The organism is Mesorhizobium sp. W050 (assembly GCF_054719535.1).
The window spans coordinates 1,516,566-1,535,860 of the sequence record NZ_JBTTIH010000001.1 but is presented as its reverse complement, the minus strand read 5'-3'; the positions used below and the strand labels follow the sequence as shown (position 1 = coordinate 1,535,860).

Sequence of the window (19,295 nt, the reverse complement as noted above, 5' to 3'; positions counted from 1 at the left end):
CTACACCATCCCGCATCACGCCACCTTAACCCCGTCTGTGTAGGATCGACGCTCCACGAGAATGGGGATCGGATCGTATGTTTGTCGAGCGCGAAGCCTCCGTCGGCGAACCGACCTCGCAGGAGCGCCGCCGCGCAGAGCAGAGCGACAAGCGCATTCTCGGCAACGTCGTGCAGTGCGACGGTGCGCGCGCCACCATCAGCGCCTATGCCGACGACATCGAAGGCGCGGTCACCGGCCTGTGGACCGTCGGCAAGATGATCTCCATCAATCTCGGGACATCGCGCACCGTTGGTCTGGTCTACGAAATCGGCAAGTCGGATCGCGCCTGGAGCAATGAGGGACAAAATCCCATCGAAGTCAGCGTCGAGCTGATCGGCGAAGTGCGCGACGGCGCGGAGCCCGGCGCCAAACCGGTGTTCGACCGCGGCATCACCACCTATCCTCATATCGGCGCCATAGCGCACCGCATCCGTACCCGTGACCTGCAGGCGGTCTACGATCTCGCCGGGCGTCATTCCATCACCATCGGCACGCTGTCGCAGGATGAGTCGATCGACGCCAACATCGCCATCGACGACACGCTGGCGCGCCATTTTGCCGTTGTCGGCACAACCGGCGTCGGCAAATCCACCGCCATCTCGCTGCTGCTGCGCAAATCGATCGCCGCCCGGCCCGATCTGCGAATCCTCATTCTCGATCCGCACAATGAATTCGCGGCATCCCTGCCTGAGTTCTGCGTCCGGGTCGATTCCAAGACGCTTGACCTGCCGTTCTGGATGTTCAGGCTTGAAGAATTCGCCGAAGTGCTGTTTCGCGGCCGAGAGGTCGTGCCGGAAGAAGTCGATGTCCTGCGCGACCTGATCCCCGCCGCCAAGAACCTCTATCGCAATCCCAATTCAGGCTCTTACGTGCGCCGCGGCAGCGATGCGCTGACCGCCGACACGCCGGTGCCCTACCGAATGGTCGATCTCATCAAGCAGATCGACGAGCGCATGGGCCTCCTGGAAAGCAAGAACGACCGCCCGACGCTGAAATCGCTGAAGACGCGCATCGAGTCCGCCGCGTCCGACCCGCGCTATCGCTTCATGTTCAATTCGCGGCTGATCGAGGACACGATCCACGAGACGATCGGCAATATTTTCCGTGTGCCGCATCATGGCCGCCCGGTGACCTGCTTCGAGATGGCCGGCATGCCGTCCGAAGTGGTCAATTCCGTCTGTTCGGTGCTGGCTCGGCTCGCCTTCGACCTTGCGCTGTGGAGCGAGGGCCGGCTGAAGCTCTTGCTGCTGTGCGAGGAAGCGCACCGCTATATGCCGGCCGATCCGCGCCTAGGCTTCGCCCCGACAAGGCATGCACTATCGCGCATCGCCAAGGAAGGCCGCAAATATGGCTGCTATCTCGGCGTCGTCACCCAGCGCCCGGGTGAACTCGATCCGACCATCCTGTCGCAATGCTCGACCTTCTTCGCCATGCGGCTGGCCAACGAGCAGGACCAGGCGATCATCCGCTCGGCGATCGCCGATTCCTCCGCCTCGACGCTGGCCTTCCTGTCCTCCATGGGCCAGCGCGAAGCCATCGCCTTCGGTGAAGGCGTGGCGACGACCATGCGGCTGAAGTTCGAGAAACTGGCGGAGAACCTGATCCCCGGCACCGCCAAGCGAGAGCAGGACGAGTTCTCGCAGGACGGCAACGACGTCGATCTCGCCGCCATCGTCGAGCGGCTGCGCAACGTGCCGAAACCGCAGCAGCAGATGGCCTTCGCCGAGGTCGTGGACTCCGGCCGCCAGGCCGGCGATCCCGATTACCGCAAGCCGGCCACCGCCCAGCGCGTCCAGCCCGACGACGATTTCGACCTGCGCTACGGCCTCAAGCCCACAACCTTCGGCATGCGCCCGCAGAACGATTGACCTTCAGCGTAGCGACTTTTTTGCCGGCCAATTGAGAAGCCGCCGGAGCGCCAGGGCTCGGCTTCGTTGGCCCACTTGGGCAAAATCCCGAAAGGGAATTCATCAGGCCGGATTGAATGGCGTGGCTTTCGAGAAGCCGGAGCGGAGCGGACATTTAGTCCGTGAGCACCGGAAGTCGAGAAAGCCACGTCAGGCAACCGGCCTCATGAATTCTTCTTCGGGATTTTAGGCGCAGACGCGGTTGCGGCCTTGCCTCTTCGCCTCGTAGAGCTGGCGGTCGGCGCGGCGGTAGAATTCCTCGGCCGTTTCCTTCCGATCCCAGACGGCAAGACCGACGCTGGTGGTGATCTTGAGGCGGACATTGCCCGACAGCACCGACATGTTGGCAATCGCCTTGCGGATGCGTTCGGCGAACTTGCCCAACAGCTCCGCATCCATGTTGGGCGTAACGACGGCGAACTCCTCGCCCCCAAGCCGCGCCACCACGTCGTGATAGCGCGTCATGCCTTTGAGGCAATTGGCGACTGCCCTAAGCACCTCGTCGCCGACATCGTGGCCATGCGTGTCGTTGACCTGCTTGAAATGATCGAGGTCGAGGATCATGAGCCCGACGGGCTTTTCGATGCGGCGGAATTCCTCGAGATATTCCTTCAGCGCATCATCGAAATAGCGCCGGTTCTGCATGCCGGTAAGGCCGTCGGTCAATGCCGCATGTTGCAGCGTTTCCGAGCGGGCGCTGAGCGAAACCGTCATGGCGCGCAGCTTGCCCTCTTCCGTGGCCTGCCTACGAATCAGCGGGTAGATGAAGAACACGCCGAAGAACAGCGCTGTCGCCAGCAGCACCCCGGTGACAAACAGCAGCGTGTTGAGATAGGCGATCCTCTCGACCCGGGAAGTCGTATCGTGACCGACCGCGATGGACTGCAATTGACCATAGGCATAAAGCGTCACCAGGCCTGCGGCCAGGATCACGAAAATAAAGACGAAAAATGCGGATTCCGCCTTGTGGAAACGCATCTGCTCCCCGTTGGAAAAGTACCCCCCGGATCTATGGCATGCCGGCGCCTTACGGACGGTTAATCCAGACAACCGGAGCGGGAATGTTCATTCCTACTTCTGTTTCTTTAATTGTATTAGCAGCACGAAAATCAAATCACGGCTTGCAGGCCGTCGCCGGGCTGCAATCTCAGCCATTCCGGTCCCAGCTGATGGCGAAACCACGTCGTTTGCCGTTTGGCATATTGCCGCGTCGCTGCCTTGCAGCGCTCGATGGCCTGAGGAAAGCTGATGTCACCCGCCATGGCAGCCGAAAGTTCGCGAACGCCGATCGCCTTCATCGCCGGCAGGTCGGGATCGAGGCCAAGCGCCGCAAGCCGTTTGACCTCATCGAGCGCGCCGAGATCGAGCATGCGGTCGAACCTTGTTTCGATCCGCTCGACAAGGGCGGCGCGGTCCGGCTCGATAACGAAGAACCGAGCGCTGTCGCGGTCGATCAGCGGCCGGCCGCGCGCTGCCTGCCATTCGAGGATGGAGCGGCCAGATGCGTCGAGCACCTCCAGCGCCCGCACGATGCGCTGGCCGTCGGTCGGCTTCAGCTGCATGGCGACCGCCGAATCCTCATGCATCAGGATGCGGTGCAGCTTGGCTGCGCCTTGCTCCTTTAACTCGTAGCGCCAGCGGTCGCGTACCTGCTGCGGAATGTCGGGCATTTCCGAAATGCCCTCGGCAAGTGCGCGAAAATAGAGCCCGGTGCCGCCGACGAAAATCACCGGACGTTCAAAGCCGGCGTCATCGGGCTGTCGGGCGAGCGTGCCGTCATCGATCAGCTTCATCACGTCGCGCAGCCAGGCGCCGGTGGAATAGGCGGTGGAGGGATGCACGTGGCCATAGAGATAGTGCGGCGCGCGGCCGAGTTCGGCGGCATTCGGTCGCGCAGTCAGCACATCGAGCACCGAATAGCCCTGCATGGAATCGGTGTTGACGATGACACCGCCCTTGCGCTCGGCGAGATCGAGCGCCAGCGCCGACTTGCCGCTGGCGGTCGGCCCGGCTATCAGGATCGCGTCCTTCACGCGGCCCTCGCCCGCCTGCCCGCCCTCGCCTAGCTGCTTGGAAGCCTCGATGCCGCTCATTGCCACGCTTGTGTCTCACCCCGTCCGCCGCGCGATGTCGGCCTCGCTTGCGAATATGGCCTCACGGTCGGTCGGCGCAAGCGCTGTTCGCTGGCTGGGCGAAGGCGTCGCCTGCGATCTGGTGCTACCCGAGGGTGCGGAAGCCGCTGAGGCAAGTGCCGCCTTGCGCTTGGCACTTGGCTCCGAGCCGGTCGACGTGATCGTTCAGCAGGCCGAAAGCCGCCGCAAGACAATCCTGCTTGCCGATATGGATTCAACCATGATCGACCAGGAATGCATCGACGAACTCGCCGACGAGATCGGCGTCAAGGACCGCGTCGCCGCCATCACCGCACGCTCGATGAACGGCGAGATCGCCTTCGAGCCCGCCTTACGGGAACGCGTAGCGTTGCTGAAAGGCCTCGATACGGCCGTTGTCGACCGCATCATCGCGAACCGCCTGACGCTGGCGTCGGGCGGCCACGCCCTGGTGCAGACGATGCGCGCCAATGGCGCCTGGACGGCGCTTGTCTCCGGCGGCTTCGACGTCTTCACCAGCCGTGTCGCCGCCATGCTCGGCTTCCAGGAAAACCGTGCCAACCGCCTGATCGAGGAGAACGGGCGCTTTGCCGGCCTGGTCGCCGAGCCGATCCTCGGCCGCGCCGCCAAGGCCGATGCGCTGAACGATATCTCGGCCCGCCTCGGCCTGACGCCATTCGATGCGATTGCGGTCGGCGACGGCGCCAACGACCTCGACATGATCCGCCTGGCCGGCACCGGTGTCGCGCTCCACGCCAAGCCGGCCGTTGCTGCCGAAGCCAAGGTCCGCATCGACCATGGCGATCTCACCGCGCTGCTTTATCTCCAGGGCTACCGCCAGGAAGAGTTCGCCCAATGAAACCGATGCGCACCGAGCGCCTCATCCTGCGCAACTGGGAAGACCGCGATCGCGAACTCTTCCACCGCATCAATTCGGACGAGCGGGTGATGGAATTCTTTCCGTTCCGCCGCGACCGCGCCGAGACGGATGCCAAGATGGACGAGTTTCAGGGCTGGATCGCCGAGGACGGCTTTGGTTTTGCCGCCGCCGAGATCGCTGCGACTGGGGAATGCATCGGTTTCGTCGGCCTCTTAAAGACCGATCACGTGCCGTCCCTGCCCTCCGATACGATCGAGATCGGCTGGCGGTTGGCGCCCGAGTTCTGGGGCAAGGGCTACGTCACCGAGGCAGCCGAGGCATGGCTTTCTTATGGCTTCGAGACGCTTGACCGGGACGAGATCGTCTCCTTCGCCGTCGCGGCCAACCGCCGCTCGACGGCCGTCATGGAGCGTCTTGGCATGAGCCCTGACCCGGCTCGCGATTTCGACCACCCATCCATCCCTGACAGCCACCCGCACCTCAAGCGGCATGTCCTCTACACCCTGTCGCGCAAGGACTGGCAGGCAAGAAAAAGGGCGGCTAACTAGCCGCCCTTTTCATTTCGAAATCAGATCGTTGCAGGCCTGACCGGACTCAATCCATCCGGATCGTCACGAAGCGCAACTCGCCGGTCTTCGACGCCAGCATCAGAAGTGCATTCTTGCGGCCCTGCTCCTTCAGCGCGCCGATCCGGTCCATGACGTCCTTCGGGGTCGCGACCGATTCCTGGGCGATTTCGGTGATCACCTCGCCGGCCTGGATGCCGCGCTCGGCGGCGGCCGAATCCTTGGTGACGTCGGTGATGACGACGCCGGAGACGTCGGCCGCGATGCCGAATTTTTTCCGTGTGTCGTCATTGAGCTCGCCGACGGTCATGCCGAGCACCGAGGCCGTGGAGACCGCGGGCGCCTTGTCGCCGCCCTTGTCCTCATCGGTAGTGCCGTCCTCACCGGCAGCGACCTTCTCGCCGTCCTCAAGCCGGCCGAGCGTCACCTTCACCGTCTGCTCGACGCCCTTGCGCACGATGATCACGTCGACCGCCTTGCCGACCGGGCTTTCCGCCACGACGCGCGGCAGGTCGCGCATTTCATGGATGTCCTTGCCATCGAACTTGATGATGACGTCGCCGGCGAGAATTGTGCCGTTGTCGACCGGTCCGCCCTTGATGACGCCGGCCACCAGCGCGCCCTTGGCGGTCGCCATGCCGAGGCTCTCGGCGATGTCGTCGGTCACCGGCTGGATGCGCACGCCGAGCCAGCCGCGACGGGTCTCGCCGAACTGGCGCAGCTGGTCGACGACGCCCGAGGCAAGCTGCGAGGGGATGGAGAAACCGATGCCGATCGAGCCGCCCGACGGCGAGATGATCGCCGTGTTGATACCGATGACCTCGCCCAGGCTGTTGAACAGCGGCCCGCCGGAATTGCCGCGGTTGATGGCGGCGTCGGTCTGGATGAAGTCGTCGTAGGGGCCGGAATTGATGTCGCGGTTGCGGGCCGAGACGATGCCGACCGTCACCGTGCCGCCAAGGCCGAACGGATTGCCGATCGCCATCACCCAGTCGCCGACGCGCATCTTGTTGGAATCGCCGAACTTCACCGCCGTCAGCTTGTGGCCCTTCGGGTCGACCTTGAGCACCGCCACGTCGGTCTTGGTGTCGGTGCCGACCAGCGTCGCCTTGAGCGTCACGCCGTCGGAGAAATTCACCTCGATGTCGTCTGCATCGGCGATGACGTGGTTGTTGGTGACGACAATGCCTTGCTCGGCGTCGACCACGAAGCCGGAGCCCAGCGACTGCACCTTTTGCGCGCCGCCATCCTTGTCGCCGCCACGGTTCTTGAAGAAGTCGTCGAAGAAATCCTGGAACGGCGAACCCTCCGGCAGCTGCGGCATCGGCACCGCGCCCGGACCTTCCGTGCCCTTCACGGTCTGCGAGGTCGAGATGTTGACCACCGCACCGAGCAGGCCTTCGGCGAGGTCGGCAACCGAAGCCGGTCCGTCCGCGGCCACCGTCGGCGTCACCAAAGCCGGAACGGCAAGCGCGCCGACCATAAGTGCCGCAGCACCTGCGATGAACGTCCGCCGCGCCGCGCGCAGAAGGGTGTTGGATGTCATCGAAAGCCTCCCGGAATCTGAAAAGAAAAAGCGCTTCGGCAAAACGCCGCGTCGCGTCATGTTGGCAAGAAATACGGCACGTTTGCGGCTATGGCCACATCAGGAGGATAAATCCTCCGTTACACCTTAGAGCGGTTCGCCGTTTCGCGGAAACGGCGAACAGTTCAATCCCTTTGCTTTTACGCAATTCCGGACGGAAAACCGCTCACACTTTCCTGGAATTGCAGATCAGCGGTCCTCAGCCACGCACCAACCAGACGATGCCGACGCCGATGGCGATCGCCACCAGCCCGACGATGCGCAGCGCAATTTCCGGCGTCGACAGCACTTCGCCGGCAAGACGTTTGGCAAGGCCGGGAAAGCCGCCATAGACCAGGCCCTCGACAACGAGGACCAGGCCTATGGCCGCAAGGAAATCCTGCACCGCCCTACTGGGCGGGTGCAGGTTGTGCAGCCGGCGCGGCAGGTGCCGTCGCCGGCGCGGCAGGTGCCGTCGCCGGAGCCGCAGGTGTCGCCGGCTTCGCGTCCGTACCGTCCGGATTGCGGAAGAAGCGGAAGAACTCCGAGTTCGGCGAAAGCACCATCGTCGTCCCGGAGTTGTCCAGCGCCGTGCCATAGGCATTCATCGACCGGTAGAAGTCGAAGAACGCCGGATCGCGTTTGTAGGCGTCGGCAAAGGTCGCACTGCGCTGGGCTTCACCTTCACCACGCAGGATTTCCGATTCCTTGCGCGCCTCGGCGACGATTTCCACCACTTCGCGGTCGGCGCGGGCGGTAATGCGCTGCGCGGCCTCTTTGCCGCGCGCTCTCAGCCGTTCGGCCTCGGCCAAACGTTCGGCCTTCATGCGGTCGAAGGTCTGCTGCGAAACCTCAGCCGTCAGATCGGTTCGGCGGATGCGCACATCCTCGATCTGCAGGCCGAGCGAGGTGGCGTCGGGCCGAAGCTGATCGCGCACTTCTCGCATCATCACGGCCCGCTCTTCCGAGAGCGCCGCCTCGAAGTCGCGCAGACCGTAGACACGGCGCAGCGCCGCATCGAGACGCGTCCTCAGTCGTGCTTCGGCCAGTGTGATCTGGCCGGACACGGCTGAGCGGAACACCCGCGGATCCGAGATGCGGTACGCGATGAAAGCGTCGACCTCATAGAACTTGCCGCCCGAAACCTGGACGCGGATGTTATCGAGATCGAAGCGCAGCACCCTGTTTTCGATCAACTGCACGCTGTCGGCGTCGAAGAAGGCGAAAGGCGCCTTGAAATAGATGCCGGGTTCATTCTTCACGTCGACGATCTCGCCGAACCGCAGCACGAGCGCCTGCTGGCGCGCGTTGACCACGAAGACCGAGGAGTAGAGCAGGAACAGAAGCACGGCCGCGATGACCGCGATGATGGGAAGACGATTGGCCATCACTGGGCTCCTCCCGTGGTCGCAGGCGGCGGCGCCTTCGGCTGCAGTGCCGGCAGCGGCAGATAGGGAACGACCCCTTGTCCATTGCCCTGTTCGACGATGACCTTGTTGGATTCCTTCAGCACCTTTTCCATCGTTTCCAGATAAAGCCGCCGGCGCGTCACATCGGGCGCCTTGGCGTATTCGTCATAGACCGAGATGAAGCGCTGCGCCTCACCTTCGGCTTCCTGGACGACACGGTTCTTGTAGGCTGCCGCGTCCTCGCGGATCTGCGCCGCGGCGCCACGCGCCTGGCCGAGCTTCTGGTTGGAATACTGGTTGGCCTGCTCGACGAACTTGTCTTCGTCCTGCTCGGCGCGCTGCACTTCGTCGAACGCGTCGGCCACTTCACGCGGCGGCGCCGCGTCCTCGATCGAAACTGCGTTGACGTTCAGGCCGGCCTTGTAGCCGTCCAGCGTCGTCTGGATGATTTCACGCACCGACGCCGCAATGCCCTGACGGTCGTCGCGGAAGATGTCCTGGGCCGGTCGCCGGCCGACCGCTTCGCGCATGGCGCTCTCTGCGACCTGCTGCAGCATGCCTTCTGGGTCGGAGACGTCGAACAGATAGGCCCGGGGATCGGAGACCTGGTAGGCCACCGAAAACTGGACGTTGACGATGTTCTGGTCGCCGGTAAGCATCAGCCCCGACGAGTTGCCGCTCGTCGCGCCGCCACCACCGATATCGACGAGCTGTTCGGCGATGTTGGCCGTCTCGACGGTTTCGACGGGCCACCAATGGAAATGCAGACCTGGCTGCGACAGCTCCGCCTTCGGCTTGCCGAAGCGCAGCTCGACCGCAACCTCGTCCGGCTGCACGGTGTAGACCGCCTTGAACGCCCACAGCACGATCAGAGCCGCTGCGATCAGCGCAAACACGGCCGGGCTGGCGCCGCCGCCACCGGGCAGCGCGCGCCGCAGCCGGTCCTGGCCGCGGCGGATGATGTCTTCGAGATCGGGAGGTGACCCCGGCGGGCCGCTAGGCCCCTTCGGTCCCTGCCCCCAAGGTCCCTGATTGTTGCCGCCGCCGCCACTCCATGGGCCGCCGCCACCGCCGCTCTTGTCGTTCCAGGGCATGAATGTCCTTTCGCTTGGAATTCCCTCGGCGCCGGCGTTGCGGCGCAAAATCCAGTTGTTCTTCTATAGGGATGCCGCGATGCGCTTTCAACGCGATCCGCTGCCGAGCATGTCCGTTTTGGACGTTCGCGACCCTTTTATCGTCTCAATGCACGCCGCGGCGTCGCTCGTAAACCGAATAGCGCGTCGCATGGCTGTCCTTTTCACCGGCCGGAACGTCCTGAGCGCTGACAAGGCGCCACAAATCCGGATCGATGTCGGGAAAATGCGCGTCGCCATCGACCGCCGCCAGCACATGGGTGACGTGCAGCCGGTCTGCCAGCGGCAGCGCCTGCGCATAGATCTCGCCGCCGCCGATGATGCAGATTTCGTCGACGCCGGCCATGCAACGCCCGCGCACCGTGGCCAGCTGGATCGCGGCCTCCAGGGAGTGCGCTACCTCGATGCCCTCGGCGCGCCAGGCCTTGTCGCGGGTCACCACGATGTTCAACCTGCCCGGCAGCGGCCGGCCGATGCCTTCATAAGTCTTGCGGCCCATGATGACGGGCTTGCCCATCGTATCGGCCTTGAAGCGCTTGAGATCGGTGGACAGCCGCCACGGTAAGCCGCCGTCGCGCCCGATGACGCCGTTCTGCGCAATGGCGACATAGATCGCGACGTCCATCAGTTGGCTCCCCCGGTGCCGTCATCCGACGGCTCCAAAAGCAATATGTCGATGTTGTGCTCGGGATAGAGATCCTGCGCCGCCGTCTCGAAGGTCGTCGGCCCGACCTTCTTGACATTGTCGCCGCAAAACGAGATCAGCGCTTTCGGATTGCCCTTGTCGACGGTTAGCTTGAACTTGCCGATGCTGCCATTGGCCCAGTTGCCGCCGGTGGTCAGGATATAGGCTATGCGGTTCTCGTAAAAATGCGGATAACCGTCGGCCTTGGCGGCCTGCCGCACCGCATTCTCGAAGCTGTCGTCCATGCAGTAGCGGGTCTTGTAGGTCGTGTACTGGCTGCCCTCGGTGAACTTGCCGTCATAGAAGAAACTCACCGATGACGTGCCGCCGACGCTCGGTTTGTAGCGGTGCGAGACGTGGACATCCTTGTTGGCCGGAAATATCGCGCGCCACCAATAGGTCGAGCGCAACTGCCACCACGGCGTATAGACCTTGTTCGCCTCGGTACCGTCGCTGCCCGTATCCTCGATGATGATGCCGCGGTTTTCCCAATCCTCGGCGACCGTTTTCGGCAGCTTCGCCAGGGCCGCCTTGGCCGCATCGCCGAACGGATTGAACGGCACGTTCTGCGCCTTCAGATCGGCGCCGATATCGATGCCGACAGCGAACACTTTCTGCTCGAGCTGCGGCTTTGCCGGCGCTCCGTCGATCATCACCTCGAAGCCAAGGAAATTGTCGCTCTGGTTTTCCGGGATGGCCGGCATTTCCTCCGGATTGCCTTCGATGTCCGGCAGCGGAAAAGCGACGATGGCATTTACATCCGTGTCGGTGTTGTTGTGGAAGACGTAGTCGACCGTGATCTTTTCCGGCGAGATATAGAGATCCTCGCTTTGCATCGACACCGCGTCGCTACGCGACAGGATCAGGCCACCTGTGCCGAGTTCGGCGGTCGTATCATTGGCCAGCGCGGGCACGGCTAAAAGCGCCAGCGCTACGGACAGAACATATTGCAACATCGAAGCCCCTCGCCAAGAATGCCGCGACCCTAGCCGTTTCAATGTGGCGTTTCAAAGCCTTCCGTCTCCCAGCAGGACGCCACAGTGTCTGGACACGCCAATCGGCGGTCTGGACTAACAGGTTTCGATCGGGCAGGAGTTCGCGTCATGCGCAAGCTTCTCGTCATCGGCATCGGCGCCGGCAATCCCGACCATATGACCGTGCAGGCCATATCAGGCCTAAACCGGGCGGACGTCCTGTTTATCCCCGACAAGGGGGCGAAGAAGAACGACCTTGCCGAATTGCGCCGCCATATCTGCGACCGTTTCGTCAGCAATCCGAAATCGCGCCGCGTCGAGTTCGACGTGCCGGTGCGCGCCGAGCCGGCGCCTTCCTATCGCTCGACCGTCGATGACTGGCACGAGGCCATCGCCCAGATCTATGAGAGCCTGGTCCGCGACGAACTTGCCGAGGACGGCTGCGGCGCCTTCCTGATCTGGGGCGACCCCTCGCTCTATGACAGCGCGCTGCGCATCCTCGCGCGCGTACGACTGAGGGGCAATGTCGCATTCGAACTGGAGGTCATTCCCGGCATCACCGCCGTCCAGGCGCTAGCCGCCGGCCACAAGATGGCGCTGAACCGCATCGGCGACCCCGTGCTGATCACCACCGGCCGCCGCCTCGCCGAACAAGGCATGCCGCACAATGCCGGCAGCGCCGTGGTCATGCTCGACGGCAAATGCGCCTTCAACACGCTGGCAGACAAGGATCTGATCATCCATTGGGGCGCCTATCTCGGCACACCCGATGAGATCCTCGTTTCCGGTCGCCTGGGTGATGTCGGCGAGGAGATTGAGAGGACGAGAGAAGAAGCCCGGAAAAGAAAGGGCTGGATCATGGACACCTATCTGCTGCGTAAAGCAGCAGAGCCCGAGGAATAGCGCGCTCAAAGGTCGAGTTCCTTCGCGCCCCCCTCTGTCCTGCCGGACATCTCCCCCTCTAGTGGGGAGATTGGCCGTCACGGAGGATTTCGCCAATCGCCTAACAGATTAGCGCCCGTCTACGGGCGAGCTGATCTCCCCCCTTGCGGGGAGATGTCCGGCAGGACAGAGGGGGTTGTGACGGATCGCAAGCTTCAACCCTCACCCAGCATCAATCAATCTCGGCCTGCAAGGCGTCCATATGCGTGGCCGCCGCTGCCGCCGCAGCGCGCTCGATAGCGCGAAAACGGCTGACGACTGCAAGGCCAACTGATGTCAGCTGCGCGCCGCCGCCCTTTTTGCCGCCGGTCTGCGCCGCGACCAGCGGCTTGCCGAACACACGGTTCATATCTTCCACCAGATCCCAGGCGTGCTTGTAGGACATCTCCATGCCGCGTGCCGCAGCCGAGATCGAGCCGAAAGTGGCGATCTGCTCCAGCAATTCGATCTTGCCCGGACCTATGCGCCCGTCCGGATCGAGATTTATCCGCAGGCTCAGCGACGGCATCTCTTGTCCTCCACGGTCACACTAGCCCCTCTCGACCCATAGCGCTATTCCAAAACGATATAGCGGCTATCAGCCATCCGCTTCGGCCGGCAGCCCGGCGCCGGTGTTGGCACGGTCGAAACTGACCGTCTTGATCACCGCGAACACCTTGCCGCCGAGTTGAAGGTTCAGTACCTGCCTGGATTGTTCGGTGATGCGCGCAAGCACGGTTGCGCCATTGCAGTCGATGCCGATTTCGACCGTCGGCCCCTCGCCCGAGCCGATTGCGACGATGGCGCCCGGCAGGATGTTGAGCGCACTGAGACCTTTCGGCTGTTCGGTGGCGATCATCACGTCGCGGGCGCGGATTCGGATGCGCACAGGCGCGCCGACCGAGACCGCCAATTGCGGCACCCGGATTTCCCCCGCCGCCGAGCCGAGCACGGTCATCCCGAAGATCTCGTCATGGCGCAGCACCTTGGTGTCGAGAACCGCGCCGCCCTCGCCGCGTTCCTCCGCCGGCAGCAATTCGAGCCGTTGCATGATCGCGCCGGTCGGACCGGAGGCTGCGACCTTGCCTTGCGCCATCACCACCACGTCGCTGGCCAGCCGCGCCACCTCGGCGACGGAGTGGCTGACATATACGATGGGCAGCTTGGTCTCGTCGCGCAGCCGCTCGATATAGGGCAGGATCTCGGCTTTGCGCGCATCGTCGAGCGAGGCCAGCGGCTCGTCCATCAACAGCAGTTTCGGGCTGGCAAGCAGCGCCCGGCCGATCGCCACGCGCTGCTTCTCGCCGCCCGAGAGCTTTGCCGGTCGCCGGTCGAGCAGAGGACCGATGCCGAGCAGTTCGACGACCGCGTCGATATCCGCATAGCGCTCCGCCGGTGGCGTGAACCAGCGGCCATAGCGCAGATTGCCGGCCACGCTCATATGCGGAAACAGCCGCGCGTCCTGGAACACCATGCCGATCCGGCGCTTGTGCTTCGGCACGAAAATGCCGGCATCGGTGTCGACCAGCACGCGGCCATCGACCGCGATACGCCCTTTGTCCGGTCGGATCAGGCCGGCGATCACGTTGATCAGCGTCGTCTTGCCGGAGCCCGATGGCCCGAACAGCGCCGTCAGCCGCCCGGCGCTTTCGAAACGCGCGTCGACGGCGAAACCGCCGAGCCGATGGCTGATGTCCACCAGCACGCTCATTCGATGTCCATCCGCCGGCCGACGCGCCGCGCCAGCACTTCCGAGGTGACCAATGCGGCCATCGAGATGACGATGGAGATCAGCGTCAGCCTGAGCGCCCCGTCATCGCCGCCAGGCACCTGCGTGAAGGTGTAGATCGCCGAAGGCAGCGTCTGCGTCTCGTTGGGAATGTTAGAGACGAAGGTGATGGTGGCGCCGAACTCGCCCATCGCCTTGGCGAAGGACAGGATCGAGCCGGCGATCAGCCCGGGCAGGATCAGCGGCAGCGTGATGGTGGCGAAGACCCAAATCGGGTTGGCGCCGAGCGTTCCCGCCGCTGCCTCCATTTTGCGGTCGACCGCCTCGATCGACAGCCGGATCGCCCGCACCATCAGGGGAAAGCCCATGATACCGCAGGCCAGTGCGGCGCCGGTCCAGCGAAACGAGAAGACGATGCCGAAATGCTCGGCCAGGAACGCTCCCGCCGGCCCGCGCCGGCCGAAGGTAAGCAGCAAGAGATAACCTGTCACCACCGGCGGCAGGATCAACGGCAGGTGAACCACGCCGTTGAGCAGCGTCTTGCCCCAGAATTTTCCGCGGGCCAGCAAAAGCGCCATCAAGATGCCCGGCGGCAGGCTGAACAGCATCGCCACCGTCGCCACCTTGATCGACAGCCGGACCGCATTCCATTCGTCCGGAGTGAGGTCCAGCAGCCAGTTCATGCGTCAGCCGCTACCTTAATTGCTCGGCGTGAGCACGGTGAAACCCTGATCCCTAAACAGCTCCACCGCCTTGGCGGACTGCAGGCACTTCAGGAAAGCCGGGGTATCCTTGTCCTTCGAATCGGTGGTCTGGGCAACCGGATAGATGATCGGCGGGTGCGAATCCTCCGGGAAGGTGCCGACCACCTTGACTCCCTTGTCGGCATGCGCGTCGGTGGCATAGACGATGCCGAGCGCGGCCTCGCCCGTTGAAACCAGCTTGAGCGCGGCGCGCACATTCTCGGCCTGCGCCACCTTGCCTTCGACCGACGACCAGACGCCGAGCGATTCAAGTGCCGCCTTGCCGTATTTGCCGGCCGGCACCGCCTTGACGTCGCCCATGGCAAGCCTGCCGTCGCCAACCAGCTTGGCCAGGTCGAAGCCTTTCTCGATCCTGGTTTCGACCTTGGAATCCTGTGGCGCCACCAGCACGATCTGGTTGCCGAGCAGTTTCACCTCGGTTTCCGGCTTGGTCAGTCTCTTGTCGGAGAGGTACTTCATCCAGTCGAGATCGGCCGAAATGAACACATCGGCGGGCGCCCCGCTTTCGATCTGCTTGGCCAGCGCCGAGCTCGCGGCGTAGGAGACGGTCGCCGCTTCACCGACATCGGCTTCGCAGGCCTTGGTGACGGCGTCGAGCCCGTCCTTGAGGCTGGCTGCGGCAAACACGATCACCTTGTCTCCCGCGTGAGCCGCCGGCATCGCGGCCATCAGAGCTACGGCAAAGCCGCCAATCGCGATTGCCCTCATACCAAAACCTTTGTGCCCCAACATGAAAACTCTCCCTGGGCTTGAAATCTGCTGGCTCGACTCCTGCCGACCGATATATCTGGATGAATATAACAAGGGAAGGCCGCCTCCTGCGAAAGCGTATGTTCGGCATCGATTGTTCTGGTTTGGACGTGCACCGAAACCCGGAAAGGAACTCCGATGAAGATCAGCGCCCGCAACATCCTCAAGGGAACGATCGTCGAGATCGTCGAAGCACCTCGCCTGTCCGCGGTGATGTCGCCGGCTCCGTCGTCACGCTTCGATCACCAACGAGGCCGTTGCCGATCTCGAGCTCGAAAAAGGCAAGCAGGCCTATGCCGTGATCAAGGCATCGGGCGTCATGGTCGGCATTGATTGAAGGTGGGCGGATCAGACCGCGATCGGCGCCTTGATCGACGCGTCGGCAAAATAGTTTTCCAGCCGGAAATCCTCGAAGCGGAAGGCGAACAGGTCCTTCACCTCCGGATTGATCCACAGCGTCGGCAGCGCCTTGGGTGTGCGCCGCAATTGCTCGCGCGCCTGCTCGAAATGGTTGGAATAGAGATGCGCATCGCCCAGCGTATGGACGAACTCGCCGGGCTTCAGCCCGGTCACCTGCGCCACCATCAGGGTCAGCAGCGCGTAGGAAGCGATGTTGAAGGGTACGCCGAGAAAAATGTCGGCCGAGCGCTGGTAGAGCTGGCAGGACAGCTTGCCGTCCGAGACGTAGAACTGGAACAGGCAGTGGCAGGGCGGCAGCGCCATCGCCTTTACTTCGGCCGGGTTCCACGCCGAAACGATCAGCCGGCGTGAATTCGGATTCCTGCGTATCTCCTTCAGAACATTGGCAATCTGGTCGATCGACCCGCCATGGCCATCCGGCCAAGAGCGCCACTGCTTGCCATAGACCGGGCCGAGATCGCCATTCTCGTCGGCCCATTCGTCCCAGATCGAAACGCCATGATCTCTAAGGTATTTGATGTTGGTGTCGCCGGCCAGGAACCACAGGAGTTCATGGATGATCGACTTCAGATGCAGATTCTTGGTGGTGGTGACGGGAAAGCCGCGCGACAGGTCGAAGCGCATCTGGTACCCGAACACCCCACGCGTGCCGGTGCCCGTGCGGTCGCCACGGTCGGCGCCATTGTCCAGCACATGCTGCAAAAGGTCGAGATACTGGCGCATCGGCTTCGCCTCGATTCGGGGTTACCGCCATCATAACCGACTGGCCGCCGGCCGAACACAGCAAAAGGGACCAGAACGCGGCTTGCCCCATCACTCTTCAATGGTTAGCGCTGCCCCTCACCTGCCTGCCGGCATCCTCTCCCCGTATAGGGACGGGGAGAGGGGCGCTGTGATCAGCGGTTTCGCCAATCACAAGCGTTCGAGAGAGAGAGAGAGCCAAGGCTGCGGTCAGTGTCCAGCCGATAGATGGGTAACACTTTGAACCGGATACATAGGTGACACTTCTCTCCCCCTATGCGTCCGCCGCAGCGCCAAGCGGATTGGTTGGCGCGGCGCTGCGGCGGACAAGCTTCATGTGCCGTGTGTCGATGAAGCCGAGCGGGTGGGCATGGAATGAGAGTGTCCATTGTCCGTCTTCGGTCTCCAACGCAGCGACCGGTTCGCCCGCCAGCGCTTGCGAGACATATATGAAGCCGCCATTCCATCGGATCTCGCCATTGTGGCGCACGCGGCGGACCGAGGCCTCGGCCGGATAGACGGGCTCGGGTGGTGTCCTGGGCATGGCGCGCTGTGAGGACCGGTAGTGCTGGGCGGGCGTATCCATGCCCAGCGCCTCATGGGGACGTTCCTCATTGTAGCTGTGGCGGAAGGTCTCGAAGGCCTGGCCCTGTGCCGTTCGGTCGGCTTCCGGTGCCTCGGCCATCGGCAGCATGGTCAGGTGAAAGCGCTCGTGACGTCCGTTCTGCTGTGGCCTGCCGGGTGCGATCCGCTCCAAGGTGATGCCGAGCTTGATGAAGCGCACGACAAGCGGCGTCAGTCCGGTGACGCCGGCCGATGCGAAGGGTGGGCCATTGTCGCTTCTGAACCGATCTGGCAGGCCATGCTCTTCAAACAGCCGCTCAAACACCGGCCAGGCTTCGCTATCGGCCGTCGACCCCGTCGCTTCGAGCGCCAGGAGGTAGCGGCTCGACGCATCCATCACCGTCAAGGGTTCGCAACGCCAGCCGTCGCGGGTCCGGAACCAGCCCTTGTGATCGCCAGTCCACACCGCGTTCGGTTCTTGCGGCTGTGGCCAGGGTCCATTGCCGCAGGCCCGTAGCCGTGGCCGCTTGCGGGCGCGGACAAGCCCATGCCGCGCAAGGATCGCGCCGACCGTCGAGGCTGAAGGCCACATGAACTCGGGAGCCGTGCGCCTGAGCCGTGCCACGATCTTCTTTGGACCCCAGAGCGGATGCAGCTCCTTGGCCGCCACAATCCGCTCAACCAGGTCCTGAGCTGTCGCCCGGCCATGATTGAGCGGGGCTCGCGGCAGGTCGTGCAAACCCTCAGGCCCAAACGTCCGATAGCGTCCTAGCCATTTGTAGCCGTTCTTGCGTGAGATCCCGTAGGCCGCACAAAGCGCAACCATCGTCTTATCCCTAGAAAGACACTCCACAACAAACCGTAGCCGCTCGTCCATGATGCCAGTCTCTCGCCAAACCATCGCCGGTCCTCCGGCGGACAAGAAAACTGTCACCCATGCTATCGGTCCATTCTGTTACCTATCTATCCGGTTCGGACATCAGCCCTTTCTCCCCGTCACTATACGGGGAGAAATGCCCGGCAGGGCAATGAGGGGCGGTGCTGACCCCCGGAGAGGAGCAAATCAAACGCGCGCTTTGCCGATCGGCAGTAATCTTCACAAAGAGCCGAGCTTGCCCAGATCCTTGGCGACCAGATAGTAGAAAGTCACGCGGCTCTTGGAGCTGTCGGCGGCCAACGCCTTGCAGGTCTTCTCGATCGCCGAGTCGGCTTTCGCCCCGTCGGTCACGCCGAGTTTCTTGGCAACCCAGTTGGTCTTGACGCGCTCCAATTCCTTGGGGTCGGTGCAGGATACCAGCGAGGAATCGCGGTTGCGCAATGCAATGCCCAGATGTTTCACAATCTTGGCAACCGCATCGGCATTTGCGGCGGCGTCGTATTTCTTCACGTCTGCGAGATAATCGGCCATCAAATTTCCCCATGTCGGCGCCACGGGATCCGATCGATGAGGGCTGTGGCGCGCTGCCGCAACTTGTGCGCTATGTCGATGGTCCTCACCATCGCAAAGCTTCGGTTGAGACCGCGCGCGAGTCAACCCTCGGCGCCGCAGTTTGGTGCGGCCAAGAAGTGCCATTGCGGCCTTTCATTTTGTGCGCCGCCCCCCTATATTCGTTTTGTCGGCTTGACCGACTATGGCGATAAATGGGCGATGTAATAAGCCGTTCGGACCCGGGGGCGGTACCCGGCGCCTCCACCAAGAACCGCTCTGTGATCAGAGCGGCTGTTGCTGGGGGCGAAATAGGATCGACGAAGGTGTAAAGATCGTACTTTTGCCCGGCATGGTACCACCGTCATCGGGCTAAACCTGTAGTTGCAAATGACAACTATGCGGAAGCACGTCTCGCCGCGTAAGCGGTGCGATAGCTTCAAATCAAGCCCTAGAGGTTCGCACTTCTAGGCGGGGTTCGGAGGTACCTGGCAACAGAAACCTCCACTTCTCCCCTCCTCGATATCGTACGCTCAATGCCGGCTGCTGCTGGCCGGATTTCGCATGACGATGGGACGCGAAGCCTACACCAAATTGAGCCATGAGCTGGTGCAATTTGCCGCTGGCGTCGGTCGAAGGCCGTGGTTCTGGCCGGGGCCGGATTACCCCAGACGTGAAAAAGGCCGGGATGACCCGGCCTTTCCGGTCG

At 63.1% G+C, this 19,295-nt stretch carries 19 protein-coding genes, 1 other RNA gene and 1 pseudogene; 6 read left to right on the top strand and 15 right to left on the bottom strand.

Annotated features, from left to right (window positions below):
• The first annotated feature begins 77 nt into the window (after window positions 1-77).
• Complete coding sequence (locus ACYG9Y_RS07305) at window positions 78-1,910, top strand: ATP-binding protein (RefSeq protein ID WP_023668338.1); 1,833 nt, start codon at window positions 78-80, stop codon at window positions 1,908-1,910.
• 225 nt (window positions 1,911-2,135) lie between these two features.
• Here ACYG9Y_RS07305 and ACYG9Y_RS07300 read toward each other — a convergent pair whose 3' ends face one another.
• Complete coding sequence (locus ACYG9Y_RS07300) at window positions 2,136-2,927, bottom strand: GGDEF domain-containing protein (protein WP_023690907.1); 792 nt, start codon at window positions 2,925-2,927, stop codon at window positions 2,136-2,138.
• A 131-nt stretch (window positions 2,928-3,058) separates the two neighbouring features.
• Entirely contained in the window at window positions 3,059-4,042 is a 984-nt protein-coding gene (gene miaA / locus ACYG9Y_RS07295) for a tRNA (adenosine(37)-N6)-dimethylallyltransferase MiaA (RefSeq protein WP_023740243.1), read from the bottom strand.
• Between miaA and serB the strand changes: the two genes are divergently transcribed.
• Together serB and ACYG9Y_RS07285 are read left to right on the top strand one after the other, a co-directional pair.
• Window positions 4,032-4,919, top strand: coding sequence for a phosphoserine phosphatase SerB (serB, locus tag ACYG9Y_RS07290; RefSeq protein ID WP_023749642.1), 888 nt, complete (start codon window positions 4,032-4,034; stop codon window positions 4,917-4,919). The genes miaA and serB overlap by 11 nt on opposite strands.
• On the top strand, window positions 4,916-5,488 hold the full coding sequence (locus tag ACYG9Y_RS07285; protein ID WP_023740245.1) for a GNAT family N-acetyltransferase: 573 nt from the start codon (window positions 4,916-4,918) through the stop codon (window positions 5,486-5,488). The genes serB and ACYG9Y_RS07285 overlap by 4 nt, the downstream gene beginning before the upstream one ends.
• 46 nt (window positions 5,489-5,534) lie before the next feature.
• Here ACYG9Y_RS07285 and ACYG9Y_RS07280 read toward each other — a convergent pair whose 3' ends face one another.
• The 6 genes from ACYG9Y_RS07280 to ACYG9Y_RS07255 all read right to left on the bottom strand — a co-directional run bounded on the left by ACYG9Y_RS07280 (window position 5,535) and on the right by ACYG9Y_RS07255 (window position 11,253).
• Window positions 5,535-7,052, bottom strand: coding sequence for a DegQ family serine endoprotease (locus ACYG9Y_RS07280; protein ID WP_023753511.1), 1,518 nt, complete (start codon window positions 7,050-7,052; stop codon window positions 5,535-5,537).
• Window positions 7,053-7,290: 238 nt separating this feature from the next.
• Entirely contained in the window at window positions 7,291-7,476 is a 186-nt protein-coding gene (locus ACYG9Y_RS07275) for a DUF2065 domain-containing protein (RefSeq protein WP_023668333.1), read from the bottom strand.
• A gap of 4 nt (window positions 7,477-7,480) precedes the next feature.
• Window positions 7,481-8,458, bottom strand: coding sequence for a protease modulator HflC (gene hflC / locus ACYG9Y_RS07270; RefSeq protein WP_023668332.1), 978 nt, complete (start codon window positions 8,456-8,458; stop codon window positions 7,481-7,483).
• Entirely contained in the window at window positions 8,458-9,573 is a 1,116-nt protein-coding gene (hflK, locus tag ACYG9Y_RS07265) for an FtsH protease activity modulator HflK (RefSeq protein WP_023749643.1), read from the bottom strand. The genes hflC and hflK overlap by 1 nt, the downstream gene beginning before the upstream one ends.
• Window positions 9,574-9,718: 145 nt before the next feature.
• Window positions 9,719-10,237 carry a dihydrofolate reductase gene (locus tag ACYG9Y_RS07260; protein WP_023667408.1) on the bottom strand — a complete coding sequence of 173 codons (519 nt, stop codon included), beginning with the start codon at window positions 10,235-10,237 and terminating at the stop codon, window positions 9,719-9,721.
• Window positions 10,237-11,253: a DUF4424 domain-containing protein gene (locus ACYG9Y_RS07255; RefSeq protein WP_023740248.1), complete on the bottom strand. Its 1,017-nt coding sequence runs from the start codon at window positions 11,251-11,253 to the stop codon at window positions 10,237-10,239. Before ACYG9Y_RS07255 ends, ACYG9Y_RS07260 begins: the two co-directional genes overlap by 1 nt.
• 147 nt (window positions 11,254-11,400) lie before the next feature.
• Between ACYG9Y_RS07255 and cobF the strand changes: the two genes are divergently transcribed.
• On the top strand, window positions 11,401-12,174 hold the full coding sequence (gene cobF, locus ACYG9Y_RS07250) for a precorrin-6A synthase (deacetylating) (protein ID WP_023740249.1): 774 nt from the start codon (window positions 11,401-11,403) through the stop codon (window positions 12,172-12,174).
• Between the two features lie 211 nt (window positions 12,175-12,385).
• Here the strand turns inward: cobF and ACYG9Y_RS07245 are convergent, their stop codons facing one another.
• From ACYG9Y_RS07245 to modA, 4 genes are all read right to left on the bottom strand, one after another.
• A complete protein-coding gene (locus ACYG9Y_RS07245; protein ID WP_023740250.1) occupies window positions 12,386-12,721 on the bottom strand; it encodes a winged helix-turn-helix domain-containing protein in 336 nt (111 codons plus the stop codon).
• A gap of 69 nt (window positions 12,722-12,790) precedes the next feature.
• On the bottom strand, window positions 12,791-13,903 hold the full coding sequence (gene modC, locus ACYG9Y_RS07240; protein ID WP_023740251.1) for a molybdenum ABC transporter ATP-binding protein: 1,113 nt from the start codon (window positions 13,901-13,903) through the stop codon (window positions 12,791-12,793).
• Entirely contained in the window at window positions 13,900-14,604 is a 705-nt protein-coding gene (gene modB, locus ACYG9Y_RS07235) for a molybdate ABC transporter permease subunit (RefSeq protein ID WP_023740252.1), read from the bottom strand. The genes modC and modB overlap by 4 nt, the downstream gene beginning before the upstream one ends.
• Before the next feature lie 15 nt (window positions 14,605-14,619).
• Window positions 14,620-15,414 carry a molybdate ABC transporter substrate-binding protein gene (gene modA / locus ACYG9Y_RS07230; protein WP_156929846.1) on the bottom strand — a complete coding sequence of 265 codons (795 nt, stop codon included), beginning with the start codon at window positions 15,412-15,414 and terminating at the stop codon, window positions 14,620-14,622.
• A gap of 159 nt (window positions 15,415-15,573) precedes the next feature.
• Here modA and ACYG9Y_RS07225 point away from each other — a divergent pair.
• Window positions 15,574-15,772: pseudogene (locus ACYG9Y_RS07225) on the top strand (TOBE domain-containing protein).
• An 11-nt stretch (window positions 15,773-15,783) separates the two neighbouring features.
• Here ACYG9Y_RS07225 and ACYG9Y_RS07220 read toward each other — a convergent pair.
• From ACYG9Y_RS07220 to ACYG9Y_RS07210, 3 genes are all read right to left on the bottom strand, one after another.
• Entirely contained in the window at window positions 15,784-16,578 is a 795-nt protein-coding gene (locus ACYG9Y_RS07220) for a thymidylate synthase (RefSeq protein WP_023740254.1), read from the bottom strand.
• A gap of 292 nt (window positions 16,579-16,870) precedes the next feature.
• Window positions 16,871-18,061, bottom strand: coding sequence for an integrase core domain-containing protein (locus tag ACYG9Y_RS07215; RefSeq protein ID WP_352608426.1), 1,191 nt, complete (start codon window positions 18,059-18,061; stop codon window positions 16,871-16,873).
• Between the two features lie 195 nt (window positions 18,062-18,256).
• Entirely contained in the window at window positions 18,257-18,568 is a 312-nt protein-coding gene (locus ACYG9Y_RS07210; protein WP_023739832.1) for a DUF2853 family protein, read from the bottom strand.
• A 168-nt stretch (window positions 18,569-18,736) separates the two neighbouring features.
• On the opposite strand from ACYG9Y_RS07210, the gene ssrA reads away from it, so the two are divergent.
• Window positions 18,737-19,095, top strand: a transfer-messenger RNA (tmRNA) gene (gene ssrA, locus ACYG9Y_RS07205).
• Window positions 19,096-19,295: the final 200 nt, after the last annotated feature.

What these genes read in the sequence shown, in the direction of transcription:
- ACYG9Y_RS07305 (WP_023668338.1), top strand. Translation starts at nt 78, where the DNA reads ATGTTTGTCGAGCGCGAAGCCTCCGTCGGCGAACCGACCTCGCAGGAG.
- ACYG9Y_RS07300 (WP_023690907.1), bottom strand. Translation starts at nt 2,927, where the DNA reads ATGCGTTTCCACAAGGCGGAATCCGCATTTTTCGTCTTTATTTTCGTG.
- serB (WP_023749642.1), top strand. Translation starts at nt 4,032, where the DNA reads ATGCCGCTCATTGCCACGCTTGTGTCTCACCCCGTCCGCCGCGCGATG.
- miaA (WP_023740243.1), bottom strand. Translation starts at nt 4,042, where the DNA reads ATGAGCGGCATCGAGGCTTCCAAGCAGCTAGGCGAGGGCGGGCAGGCG.
- ACYG9Y_RS07285 (WP_023740245.1), top strand. Translation starts at nt 4,916, where the DNA reads ATGAAACCGATGCGCACCGAGCGCCTCATCCTGCGCAACTGGGAAGAC.
- ACYG9Y_RS07280 (WP_023753511.1), bottom strand. Translation starts at nt 7,052, where the DNA reads ATGACATCCAACACCCTTCTGCGCGCGGCGCGGCGGACGTTCATCGCA.
- hflC (WP_023668332.1), bottom strand. Translation starts at nt 8,458, where the DNA reads ATGGCCAATCGTCTTCCCATCATCGCGGTCATCGCGGCCGTGCTTCTG.
- hflK (WP_023749643.1), bottom strand. Translation starts at nt 9,573, where the DNA reads ATGCCCTGGAACGACAAGAGCGGCGGTGGCGGCGGCCCATGGAGTGGC.
- ACYG9Y_RS07260 (WP_023667408.1), bottom strand. Translation starts at nt 10,237, where the DNA reads ATGGACGTCGCGATCTATGTCGCCATTGCGCAGAACGGCGTCATCGGG.
- ACYG9Y_RS07255 (WP_023740248.1), bottom strand. Translation starts at nt 11,253, where the DNA reads ATGTTGCAATATGTTCTGTCCGTAGCGCTGGCGCTTTTAGCCGTGCCC.
- cobF (WP_023740249.1), top strand. Translation starts at nt 11,401, where the DNA reads ATGCGCAAGCTTCTCGTCATCGGCATCGGCGCCGGCAATCCCGACCAT.
- ACYG9Y_RS07245 (WP_023740250.1), bottom strand. Translation starts at nt 12,721, where the DNA reads ATGCCGTCGCTGAGCCTGCGGATAAATCTCGATCCGGACGGGCGCATA.
- modC (WP_023740251.1), bottom strand. Translation starts at nt 13,903, where the DNA reads ATGAGCGTGCTGGTGGACATCAGCCATCGGCTCGGCGGTTTCGCCGTC.
- modB (WP_023740252.1), bottom strand. Translation starts at nt 14,604, where the DNA reads ATGAACTGGCTGCTGGACCTCACTCCGGACGAATGGAATGCGGTCCGG.
- ACYG9Y_RS07220 (WP_023740254.1), bottom strand. Translation starts at nt 16,578, where the DNA reads ATGCGCCAGTATCTCGACCTTTTGCAGCATGTGCTGGACAATGGCGCC.
- ACYG9Y_RS07215 (WP_352608426.1), bottom strand. Translation starts at nt 18,061, where the DNA reads ATGGTTTGGCGAGAGACTGGCATCATGGACGAGCGGCTACGGTTTGTT.
- ACYG9Y_RS07210 (WP_023739832.1), bottom strand. Translation starts at nt 18,568, where the DNA reads ATGGCCGATTATCTCGCAGACGTGAAGAAATACGACGCCGCCGCAAAT.